Annotated in this window: 6 protein-coding genes; 5 read left to right on the top strand and 1 reads right to left on the bottom strand. The window is 40.1% G+C overall.

The window, feature by feature from the left end:
• A partial coding sequence (locus O9290_RS09365; RefSeq protein ID WP_288059766.1) for a non-ribosomal peptide synthetase occupies nucleotides 1-2,853 on the bottom strand: 2,853 nt, incomplete at its 3' end.
• A 579-nt stretch (nucleotides 2,854-3,432) separates the two neighbouring features.
• On the opposite strand from O9290_RS09365, the gene O9290_RS09360 reads away from it, so the two are divergent.
• The 5 genes from O9290_RS09360 to O9290_RS09340 all read left to right on the top strand — a co-directional run bounded on the left by O9290_RS09360 (nucleotide 3,433) and on the right by O9290_RS09340 (nucleotide 11,466).
• The gene (locus O9290_RS09360; protein WP_288026432.1) at nucleotides 3,433-5,502 is read left to right on the top strand and encodes an ABC transporter ATP-binding protein/permease; all 2,070 of its coding nucleotides are present in this window, start codon (nucleotides 3,433-3,435) and stop codon (nucleotides 5,500-5,502) included.
• Nucleotides 5,503-5,563: 61 nt separating this feature from the next.
• Complete coding sequence (locus O9290_RS09355; protein WP_190722317.1) at nucleotides 5,564-6,733, top strand: DUF6014 family protein; 1,170 nt, start codon at nucleotides 5,564-5,566, stop codon at nucleotides 6,731-6,733.
• Nucleotides 6,734-7,161: 428 nt separating this feature from the next.
• Entirely contained in the window at nucleotides 7,162-9,174 is a 2,013-nt protein-coding gene (locus O9290_RS09350) for a phospholipase effector Tle1 domain-containing protein (protein ID WP_288059764.1), read from the top strand.
• 51 nt (nucleotides 9,175-9,225) lie between these two features.
• Entirely contained in the window at nucleotides 9,226-9,693 is a 468-nt protein-coding gene (locus O9290_RS09345) for a hypothetical protein (protein WP_288059762.1), read from the top strand.
• A gap of 111 nt (nucleotides 9,694-9,804) precedes the next feature.
• The gene (locus O9290_RS09340; protein WP_288059760.1) at nucleotides 9,805-11,466 is read left to right on the top strand and encodes a GUN4 domain-containing protein; all 1,662 of its coding nucleotides are present in this window, start codon (nucleotides 9,805-9,807) and stop codon (nucleotides 11,464-11,466) included.
• Nucleotides 11,467-12,069 lie beyond the last annotated feature (603 nt).

Here is a 12,069-nt window from a genome sequence, read left to right as displayed (position 1 = left end):
AATCATATACTCTGGTAACTTGGCTTTCAGGAATTGCCGCAGTTCAGTAACATTAAGTGAATTTTGCTCTTTTGGAGTGGAAATAATCTCTATTTTGGGAATAATATAGGCGACTAAACGTTTCTGATTTGTCTCATCTTCCCGGGCAATCACAACAGCCGTTTTGACCGCAGTGTGCTGACTAAGAACGGTTTCAATTTCCCCCAATTCAATGCGGAAGCCGCGAATTTTAACCTGGTTATCAATGCGTCCTAAGTATTCGATATTACCATCTGATAGATAACGAGCTAAATCTCCTGTTTTATAGAGGGGTGAATTCGGTAAAAAAGGATTGCTCAAAAACCGTTCAGCCGTCAAGTCAGGTTGCTGGAAATAGCCTCTAGCCACACCATCCCCACCAATATAAAGTTCTCCCGGCACACCAATTGGCACAGGTTGCAAGGATGAGTCTAGGATATAAACTTGGGTGTTAGCAATAGGACGACCAATAGGTTCGGGGGTATCTAGTCGGGGGTTAGGACGATCTCGTTTAACTTCATAAGTGGTTGACCAAACGGTTGTTTCAGTCGGTCCATATATATTCCAAAGAGAACCCACTTTTGCCAACAAACTATCCGCCAATTCTCGTGGCAATGCTTCTCCGCCACAAATCGCCTTTAATTTAGGGTTCCCCTGCCAATCTGGGCTTAATAGAATACGCCAAGTTGCTGGTGTGGCCTGCATCACTGTGGCTTGATGAGTCGCAATTAGTTCGGCTAATCCTAAACCATCTGAGGCAATCTGAGAACTAGCTAAAATCAGCTTTGCCCCCACCACTAAAGGAAGATAGATTTCCAAAGTATGAATATCAAAACTAATCGTAGTAACCGCAACTAAGCAATCTTGAGCGGTTAATCCTGGTTCTGATTTCATGGAATGGATAAAATTCACCAGGGATTGATGGCAAATTTGTACCCCTTTAGGTTTACCAGTTGAACCAGAGGTAAAGATGACATAACACAAATGCTCCGCACCAACCTGACTTTTTGGATTGTTCTGATTTTCTTGAGCAATATCTGACTTATCAGTGTCTAAACAAATAACTTGCGCTCGATGATTGGGGAAGGACTCTAAAATTTGACTAGAGGTAATCAAAAATTTGGCATCAGAATGAGACAAGATATATTCAATTCGCTCTTTAGGATACTCAGGATCAAGAGGTACATAAGCACCACCCGCTTTTAATATCCCCAATAATCCGACCATCATCTCTAAGGAACGCTCAAGGGAAATACCGACTAAAGTATCAGCTTTTACGCCTAATTTCCGCAAATAATGGGCTAACTGATTAGCTCGACAATTTAACTCATTATAGGTTAATTGTTGACCTTCAAATACTACTGCAACAGCATTAGGAGTCCGTTCCACCTGTTCCTCAAACAATTGATGAATACACTTATCTAATGGATAGTCAGCCTGAGTATTATTCCAGTCAAAAAGTAACTGCCGCTGCTCAACTTCTGTGAGCATTGATAATTGGAAAATGGGCTGCTGTGGATTAAGCACAATGGAGTTGAGCAATCTGACAAAATGCTTGGCCATACGCTCAATAGTAACAGCTTCAAATAAATCAGTATTGTATTGCCAACACGGCTCAATCTCCCCTTTCGCTTCCCTTACCATTAAACTCAAATCCAAGTGTCCGCCTCTTTGTCCTAACAAATATGGCTCCATTGGTAACACTGATTTTTGCAGATGCAAGGAATTATTTTTAGCCTCACACCAAGTTTGTGCTTGCCAAGCAAAACTGACTTGACATAAAGGCGAACGGCTAGTATCTCTTTGTGGCTGGAGTTTATCTGCTAACCAAGAAAATGGGTAATCTTGATGCTTTTGGGCTTGTCTAACTATTTTGCCAACTTGAGCCAGAAGTTCTGTAAATGTGGCATTCTCCTGAACAGAAACTCTTAAAACGGTCAGGTTGGAAAAGTAGCCAACAATCTCTTTAAATTCTTTAGCCGTCCGACCTCTCATCGGACTACCTATAAGAATATCTGTTTGATTAGTGTAGCGGTAAAGTTGGACGTAAAATGCTGTGAGCAGAATCTGATAAAGACTGGTGTTCGATGCTGAAGCTAGATACCTGAGTTTTTCAGTTAACTGTTCATCTAGCTTGGCAATGTATGAGGCTCCTTGATAGGTCTTTACTGGGGGGCGGGGTTTGTCGGGAAGCAGATGCAAAATTGGCAATTCGCCAGCTAATTGTTGTTGCCAATATTGCCACAGTTTTTCTCCCCTAGTACCCGATAGCATTGCTGCTTGCCATTGGAGAAAATTTGCATAGGTTTTATTTTCATTTAAAGAATCTGGGGCTGCTTCTGTCTGCTGTTGACTAACTTGCTCCACTTCCCCGGGATATAAAGCTTGAAATTCACTCAGCAGTAAATCATAAGACCACATATCACCAGCAATGTGGTGCATTGTCAGTAAGAGAATGTGTTCTGCTGCTGAACGAGTAAATAAATTCACCCGCAAAACTGAATCTTTTTCTAAGTTAAAAGGGCGGTCAGCAATAGCATAGATTTTTTCTACTAATTGGTCTTCGCTCCAGTCGCTGGCATCTATTACCTCAACCTTAAAATTCTCTTGCTGGTTAACCTGCTGTACCGGTTTGCCTTCATAACTGGTATAGGTGGTTCTCAGAATTGGGTGCTTTTCAATAATTTTTTGCCAGACACGATTGACCACAGCAATGTTTAAATAAGCATGAATTTTTGCAGTAATAAATATATTATAAGCAACGCTCTCCGGAGCAATTTGGCAGATTAACCACATTGCTTCTTGTCCCGGTGAAAGTGGGTAAATTGTTTTCATATTTCTACTCATGACTCTCCCGCATTTGTGATGATAAAAAAAGGTTATCTAGGGGAAGGCGTATGCTTTATGCCCCTACAGAAACCGAATTTGCCCCCCACTGTAGGGGCGCAAGGAAGCCGAGGACAAAATGTAACATATATCGAACATTTTTCACCATGATGTCGCGAGGTCTGTTATCGCTTTGAGGGAACAGTAAACGGGGAAGAAAATCGGCGCACCTCATTACTTTGAACCCTGTATCCTGAAATCCTATCATAGAAAAGAAAATTTGTCATGGTCAACAAAATTCGGTAATATGTGGTAGTCTGAGAAGCGCTCACTAGCTTTAGCTATCAAAACAATGGTTACTTGTAGTAAGATAACGAGGGTTAAAAAAGCAGTAGCAGGGGGTCTGAGAAAGCCATCACTCTATGCTGACAGATAAAGCGACGGGATCATGTCACCACAACTCAAGCACAATAACCTTAAAATTGTCGGGGAGCTTTATATTTTCGCCAATTGCCTTCTACTCCGCCAATCCAGCCAAAATCTAAAATCATTCCAGCAAAATGTCCACAACTCAAATATAAATGCTATATGTCCGCCAAAGTCCCTCAAGATCGATCGACGACTAATATTATCTCCGATGTCAGCAAATTTTGGCACAGTGTCAAGCTGATCGCTGCTCCCTATTGGTATCCTACTGAATCGGGGGGAAGGGCTTTTTCTGATGTGATGAAAGCTTGGGCAATGCTCATCCTACTAATCGGGGCAATCCTAGGAGTTGTGGGATTAAATGCCTTCAATAGCTTTGTTAGTAATTACTTAGTTGATGTCATCCTTGAAAAAAATGATTTTGATAAATTTGTCAGAACTTTGGTAGTTTTTGCGGTTGGACTGCTCTTTGTCACCCTTTTAGTTGGCTTGCTTAAATTTCTCAGAAAAAGAATCGCCCTAGATTGGTATGCTTGGCTCAATGACTGGATTCTCAACAAATATTTGCATAATCGCGCCTATTACAGAATTAATTTTAAATCCGATATCGACAACCCAGATCAGCGTTTATCCCAGGAAATTGAGCCGATTACCAGTAAAGCTCTCTCCTTTTTTGCCGTTGCCCTAGAAAATGTCCTAGATATGATCACTTTTTTAGTGATTCTCTGGTCAATTTCTTCCTCTGTAGCCATTATCTTAGTCGTTTGGACAATTCTCGGTAACGTCATTGCTATCTATTTTAACCAAGCTTTAAATAAAATTACTCAAGAAGAATTAGAACTTAAGGCTAACTACAATTATGCTCTAACCCACATTCGTAATCATGCGGAGTCAATCGCTTTCTTTGAGGGAGAAAATCAGGAATTAAATATTATTCAGCGGCGATTTAATAAACTCTTAGACAGCGCTAAACGTAAAATTGATTGGGAGAGAGGCACAGAAATTTTTAGTCGGGGCTATCAGGCGGCAATTCAAGTATTTACTTTTGTCATTTTGGGTCCTTTGTATATCAATAGTGAGGGCATTAGTTTCGGACAGGTCGGGCAAGCCTGTTTAGCGGCTAATTTGTTTGCTACGGCGCTGGCGGAATTAATTAGTGAATTTGGCACTTCGGCACAATTTAGCAGTTATGTTGAACGTCTATCGCAATTTTCCCAAGCCTTAGAAGAAGTCATTAAACAACCGGAAAATTTAAGCACGATTAAAACCATCGAAGAAAACCAATTTTCCTTTGAAGATGTCACCTTGCAAACCCCCGATTATGAACAGGTAATTGTCGAAAACCTCTCCCTTTCTGTTCAGCCAGGACAAGGTTTATTAATTGTCGGTCCGAGTGGTCGGGGGAAAAGTTCCTTGCTACGCGCAATTGCTGGTTTATGGAATGCCGGAACCGGCCGATTAGTGCGTCCCCCCCTAGAAGAAGTATTGTTTCTGCCCCAACGTCCCTATATAATATTAGGAACCTTGCGAGAACAGTTACTCTATCCCAATCGCAATCAAGAAACCAATGAGATAAAATTAAGGGAAGTTTTGCAAGAAGTCAATCTCCAAAATTTACTAAATCGAGTCAATAGCTTTGATACAGAAGAGCCTTGGGAAAACATTTTGTCCCTGGGAGAACAACAACGTTTGGCTTTTGCTAGGGTATTAATTACCCGTCCCAGTTTTACTATCCTCGATGAAGCCACAAGTGCTTTGGACTTAAACAATGAGGAAAATTTATATCGGCAATTGCAGAAAACTCACACAACTTTTATTAGTGTCGGACATCGGGAAAGTCTCTTTAACTATCATCAATGGGTTTTAGAACTCTCTAGTAATTCCCATTGGCAACTGCTTACAGTGGAGGAATATCGCCGACAAAAAGTGAAAGAAATTATTAATATTTCTGTCGATAATTCTCAAACTAGGCTCGAAGATTTACCGAATCAGGAAACCGAGGTCAATCCTAAAATCAATTCTGCCGGGGAACCCCCCCCCGAATCGCCAACGACAACAATCTTAACAGAAGTCGAAGAGGGACTTTCCCATGCACAAATGAAGGAATTAAGCGACTATTCCCTTAGTAGCATCAGAAGCAAAGCCAGTCAGGGAAAATCAATTACGGGGAAAGATGGACTGACCTATCGCTATGACAAAGACCCTAAAATCTTAAAATGGCTAAGAGTTTAGCCGATGAGAGACGGGTCAAAAAACAACGTTAAACTATTACACCAACTTAGCTACCCAAAAAATGAATCAAACCCTGGTTAATCAACAACAGTTGTTCCAAGAAATCGTCCAAGATATCGAGCAAAATAAAATTGCAATCGCGGCGAAAAAACTCCGTCAACAGGAAGCAGATAGCTGTGAAGTTCCGGCTCAGTGGCTCTGGAAAACAGCAGCGGCTTTAGAAACCAACGACTGGAGCATTTTATCAGAAGATTTCATTAATCTGAATTTTATCGGTAAAAATGGTTATTTTCTGATGATTGCTCCCTATCGCATCAATCGTCAGGGAGAACGACAACTCACGTTGAGTGCAATTTACGGAAAAATTCACCAAAATAGTCAACCTTCTATCGAACAACTAGAAAGCTTGACTCGTGAAAAATTTGGCAGTCTAAGACAACCGATTCCCAGAAATTTATCCTTTACTGAAATTGCTAGTTGTGGCACGGTTAAAGGTGAAAAGGGGGAGGCTTTTATCGTTCCCCATAGGTGGACTTTTCCCAATAGTGTTCAAGGACCAGCTTTAAATAATGCCAGTGAGCAAAAACGACGCTTTTCCGGTTCTAGCTACGAATGTATCCGAAAAATTTTTGAGCCAGAAACGGCCGATTTGCTATTAAGACCCCTAGAGGATCAAATTAATGGTGAACGCTATCGCCATCTCGATACCCAATTCCATGAAGCGGGTCATGCTAGTGGGTTGGGATTTGACTTAAAACTCAAAAATAAACTGTTTCAAAACTATACCTATGCCGGAGTCGAGGAGTGGCGCTCAGATAGTTTAGGCTTTGAATTTGCCGATTGTGCTTTACCTGCCGAAGAAGCGGGAAAATTAGTCGCTGTTAATTTCTGCATTCGCTTTGGTTTAGATGCTCACCGTTTAGGGGGTTTAGAAAAAGATGTGGATGTCCACGCTAGTTTGATCAGTTTGGAATATCTCTTGCAAAATGATGCCATTTATCTCACAAAAAATGGTCAATTGTCCCTGCGTAATGTTAGTTATCCAGGCTTACTAAAAGCGGTGGAAATGCACCGAACAAAAGCCTTATCTCTAACGCGAAGGGAGTTAAATCTAAATAGTCCAACAGGTCTTTTTGCTCTGTATAAAGTAGAGATTCATCCCGCAACCCAATTAATTTTTCAGGGACTAATTGTAGAGCGCTGCCGCGGAATTTGGTCAGAGTTACAATAAGTACCTAGGGTTTGCTGTTAACCGGCCCAGGGAGGGATGTCAATCAGCCATGAGCATCCCTCCAAATCCTATTGATGGCGATAGGGATTGGGGTCAACTCCTCTGAGTTTCTCGCCACAGCAAGTGCCGGCTCTGGAATATTAGTCGTTGACTCCTAAGTAGCTGTTTGCAATTAAATAGAAGATAGGTTTTGCACTCGATCCCCCCTGCCCCCCTTAATAAGGGGGGTGCCGACAGGCGGGGGGATCTTAGAGTTTTTTACGCCCATCTACTTACACATTTATTTATATATATATCGCTAGATAACTAAAATGTGTTAAGCTAGGCGGTAGCATTCTGGGAAATCATGACAGATAAATCAATCTCTTATTAGTCAGAGTCCCTGAACCCCTGATTACCCCTTTCTCCCCCGGTCGATGACAAAACCAATGGCTGAACAACGCTCTGTACTAAAATTTAATGGCATCGATGATCATATTGATCTATCCCACGGATTTCTTGACATCGATCAGAGTATTACCATTACATTTTGGGCAAAAGGGGAAAATAATTTAGCTACAGAAACGACTCTCTTAGAAGCTGTTAATCGGGAAAATAACCGGGTTCTACATATTACCCTGCCTTGGGGCGATCCCGTGAAACCTGCGATTTTTTGGGATGCGGGAAATGAAGAAGGTTTCGATCGAATTGAAAAAAAAGTCAAGCTTAAGGATTATAGTGATTGGACTCATTGGGCCTTTGTCAAAAATGCGACCACAGGCCGAATGTTGATCTATCGTAATGGGATCATTTGGCATCGTGGCAACGGTCATAACCGTGCCTTAACGGGGATTGAAAAAATCATCTTGGGAGCCTCTGTTAATCTCTCTCATTATTGGCAAGGTTGTCTTGCAGAACTTTCTGTTTGGAATCAAGCGCGTAGCCAAGAAGAAATCCAAAAAGCGATGTATCAATCTCCCTTAGTTGATGATCTTGGCTTAGTTACTTATTTATCACTCAATGGCAGTGCCGAGGATCAAACAAGTTATAGCAATCATGGTATTCTTTATGGGACAACCTGGCAACTAGATAGTCTTCCCTCCAAACCGACCTCGATCCCTAAATCAAAAACTCAGACTAGCAGTAAAGCTAGAAGGAGTGCGAAAAGGATAACAATGGTCAACGAAATTTTTAACTCCCTTGAAGAAGAAGAAGTGATTGAACAGGATGCTCCATCCGAAAATCAAGAACCTTCCCGGGAAGAGAATCCAGAATCAATTATAATTGCTGCAGAAGCTGCTCTTGCCAGCAATGAAATTGAGGAGATTAGTGAAACAGCAATTTCTCAACCAGATATCCTCACTTATTCAAACCAGAAAAAACGGTTAATTATTTGTTGTGATGGTTCTTGGGAAGACTCTGCCAGTGCTTACCCCACCAATGTGGTTAAATTCGCCGAATCTATTAAGTATATTGCCGAGGATCAAACCCCCCAAATCGTCTTTTTGTCAGGTTCTGGCACCCCCGAAGATAACGAATTTATTAAAAGTTTAGGGAATGAAACTTTTGGCTGGGGCCTTGATCGAATGATTCAAGATGCCTATCGTTTTCTTGTCCTTAACTACAATCCCACAACCGAGGATGAAATTTATTTGTTAGGTTTTAGTCGAGGCGCATATATCGTTCGTTGTTTGGCTAGTTTTATCGATAAATGTGGAATCCTAAAACGCTCTAAGATTAAAGAAATTCCCCTGGCTTATCAACTCTATCGAGACCACACCGTTAGTTCCGATAGTGCCAAAGCTCAACAATTCCGTGCCGCTAATGCTAAAAAAATTGAGACAGAAAAGGAAGATTTTCAAGATCGTATTCCAGTCAAGATGTTAGGTTGTTGGGATACAGTTGGCAATTTTGGTATTCCTGATTTAACTCCTTGGTTTCCCCTGGCTAAGTTTTATCATAAAAAATATGAATTTAGTAATACAAAATTAAGTCCGATTATCCAGAATGCTTTTCATGCTGTTGCCATTGATGAAAAACGTAAAAACTTCCCTTCCACTCCGATCAAAGCCAATCCAGAAAATCCCGAACAAGTTGTCAAAGAAGTTTTATTTGTGGGTGAACATACCTGTCTAGGTGGTGGCAAAAAAGAATATCAAGGAATTTCCGATTACCCGTTACAATGGATGATTAATCAAGCCAAAAAATTGGGATTAGAGTTTGACTCAACCACCTCTGAATCTGAGGAATTCCAAATTAAACTAGACCCGACCATCAAGTTTGATAATACTGTTAAAGGATTGTCGTCCTTAGGAGGTGAGCAATGGCGATATTTCAATACAAAAGTTGTCACTGTTCATCACAGTGTGGTAAAACGATTAAAGGCTTTTTCAGATTATCGTCCCAAAAGTCTTGAACCTTTTCTTCAAGCTTTACTTGACGACGATCAACAGACAGATTAACCTTGCTTTAGAATTAAACTAATCCTTCGCTAGAAATTTGAGGTGATTTTTATGGAACTCGATAACATTATCAAAAAAGTGGCAGGTACTTATTTAGCTTCGGCTATTATTGCTGTCATCGTGCTAATTCTGACCCTCGGACAACCCTTTGTAGTTTTTCTGGGTATTGGAGCGATGGGGTTGGTTACTGTGCTAGGAGATGCGATTGCTCAGTACGGAATTGAAGCGGTTCTGAATGCTTTTTACACTGAGCGAAGTAAAAAAGAATCCCTGGAAACACTTTTGGCTGAAATTGATGCTTTACCTCTGACTGATGACCTGAAATTAAAAACCAAAAAACACTTGACTGACCATCAAGAACAGACAGTAAAGCAGCAAGAAACGGTAACTGAGCCAACTCCTGAAAGTCCTCAAACAGTTGTTATTGAAAATGAACCAGTTATTGAAAATGAACCGGTTGTTGAAAATGAACCAGTTGTTGAAAATGAACCAGTTGTTGTTGAAGTTGAAAATGTTTAATTAGGTGTTGCTCCCTCTTGCAATAGCTGGGGGCAGCGGATGATTATTGCTAAGTATTGAGGAATTTTTTGGTCTAAGATAGCTATGCTAAATAGGAACTCTCAACATCTGATGACCTATAAAAAAATTGCCATTTATGAGCAAAGCTATCAACTTCCTGTTTTTAAAAATAGATACTTAAAAAATTTTCAGAAAATCATCAAAGAACGTCGGAAATTAATTCAAGAAGGAGTTCGCTACCATTACTATTTTGGTAAGATTATTAAACGAAAAGAAAAAATTACTCAACAAGAAATCTTGATTGAGACTCAGTTATTAATTAAAGACTATAATTTATTAATTAATGGACTAGAAATCTATCAAGACGGATATTATCGTTTTTTACTCCAACTCAGTGACAATCTCAAAATTTTATTTTCCCAAAAATATCAAGAATTGAAAATCTTAGACTACGAGAGAATAAAGTTAGAAATTAAAAATAATAATAATCAAAATATTCTCAATCAACTCAAGCTGGAAAAACAGGAAAATTTTCGGGCAATTTTGCTACTGGGAAAAACATCTTTTTTGATGTTGAGAAAAACTAAATTACTAGGGGAAGGAGTTCAGAAATTAGCCGAGGATACTCAAAAGCAGAAAAAAATTGTGCAAGCAATTATTCAAGAACTCAAAATTTATGAGGAATTAAATCATTATCAACTCAAATCTCAACGAGTTCGCCAAGAAATTGCGGATCTTGCCCAAAATGCGATTAATTTTGAAAACTACTTACAGGACTATTTTGCTCCTTTTCAATTATTAATAGAAGAAGTGATTAAGGTGGATGAAGAATTTTATGCAACAGTTGGAGAAATTAAGTATTTGGTAGATAATATTTTTCCACCTCAGCCTGCTCTCTTAGAAACGTCAGATTCAGCCATAAATTCTGAGTTTTTGCTAAATTTTCTGGCGACTGGTTACGAGAAAGAAGCAAGGTTAAAAGAGGCTTTTTCCTCTGATCAATTTAATGATTACTTATTCAATGAAAGTGAATGGTCAGAACAATTTATTTCCCTAGAAAAAACCATCAATAAATTATCTGATCATTTAGCAGAACAAGAGGCTTGTCAAAAAGACACTATCCCCAAAACTCCCCTAGCAATAGTTGTCTCTCAATTCACTCAAAACAATATTCACAAATCTTCTACTTCTAAAAATTCCCAGACTTCCCCAAATATCTTAACTCAAGAATCGGCTGATATTGATTATAATCAATTACAAGATTTGCTAAGAAAGCAACAGTGGCAAGCGGCCGATCGCCAAACAACCAAGCTACTATTGAAAATCTTGCGTAAGACCTACTGGAATGAGGTTTATCCTCAAGATATTGCTCAATTACCTTGTTCGGATCTGAAAAAAATTGATCAACTTTGGCTTCATTATAGTAATGGTCATTTCGGTTTTAGTATTCAGCAAGCCATTTTCTCTAGTCTCGGTGGTTTAGTGGATTATGAAACCCAAAAGAAACTTGGCGATCGCCTAGGTTGGCGGAAGGAAGGTCAATGGCTCAATTATGAGCAACTAAACTTTGAATTAGAGCCGAATTCTCCCCTCGGTCATTTACCCGTTCATTGGTTGATTTTTGAAGAAAATCTTTGTTACCCATCTGCGGAAGCTTCTGACAATCAAAATTCCCTGGCTTTCTGGAGAGTTGGCAATTGGTTATTGTGGCAACTTCACCTCGTTTTAAGCAAAATTCAAGCCTGTGGAATTATTCCTCTATCTGACTTTTAAAGCGATTATAGCGTTTCCCAATCTCATGAGGTACACCAAAATCTTAACTCCTGAATCCCGAATCCTGACTCCTGAATCCTGACTCCTGACTCCTGACGACCGGCTACTGACTCCTCAAAACCTAAGACTCTGTACCTCACAACTATGGGAATTGCTATATCTAAGCTGTTGACTATCTAAATTACTCGTTAATTAGGGTCTGCTGAATAAATCTAAAAACCTTGTTGGATAAGACTTTTGGACTTTTTTCCCCTCAAAAAGTGCCAGCCATTGCGGGGATCGGGGGAAAATTCAGGTACTTTTTCCCTGAAAATTAGGTAACTGACTACCTCAAAATCGGTAAAACCCTACACCCCACCTGCCCCCCCGATGTCGGGGGGGTTGGGGGGCCACACCCTGCCCCCACCAACAAACTTTTTCAGCAGACCCTAGTTAGGGCTTGCTGAATAAATCTAAAAACCTTGTTGGGTAAGACTTTTAGACTTTTTGTCAATCAAAAAGTACCAGATATGGGAGTGGTCGGGGGGAAAATCCCTGGACTTTTTCCCTGAAAATTAGGTAATTTACCCGATGAAAATGGGTAAAACCCCACACCCCACACCC

It is taken from the genome of Microcystis sp. LE19-41.2A (assembly GCF_027530405.1).
Lineage (GTDB): Bacteria > Cyanobacteriota > Cyanobacteriia > Cyanobacteriales > Microcystaceae > Microcystis > Microcystis aeruginosa.
This window is presented reverse-complemented; position numbering and strand designations above follow the sequence as displayed.

Coding starts and splice junctions, on each gene's coding strand:
- O9290_RS09345 (WP_288059762.1), top strand. CDS start 9,226: ATGGAACTCGATAACATTATCAAAAAAGTGGCAGGTACTTATTTAGCT.
- O9290_RS09350 (WP_288059764.1), top strand. CDS start 7,162: ATGGCTGAACAACGCTCTGTACTAAAATTTAATGGCATCGATGATCAT.
- O9290_RS09355 (WP_190722317.1), top strand. CDS start 5,564: ATGAATCAAACCCTGGTTAATCAACAACAGTTGTTCCAAGAAATCGTC.
- O9290_RS09360 (WP_288026432.1), top strand. CDS start 3,433: ATGTCCGCCAAAGTCCCTCAAGATCGATCGACGACTAATATTATCTCC.
- O9290_RS09340 (WP_288059760.1), top strand. CDS start 9,805: ATGACCTATAAAAAAATTGCCATTTATGAGCAAAGCTATCAACTTCCT.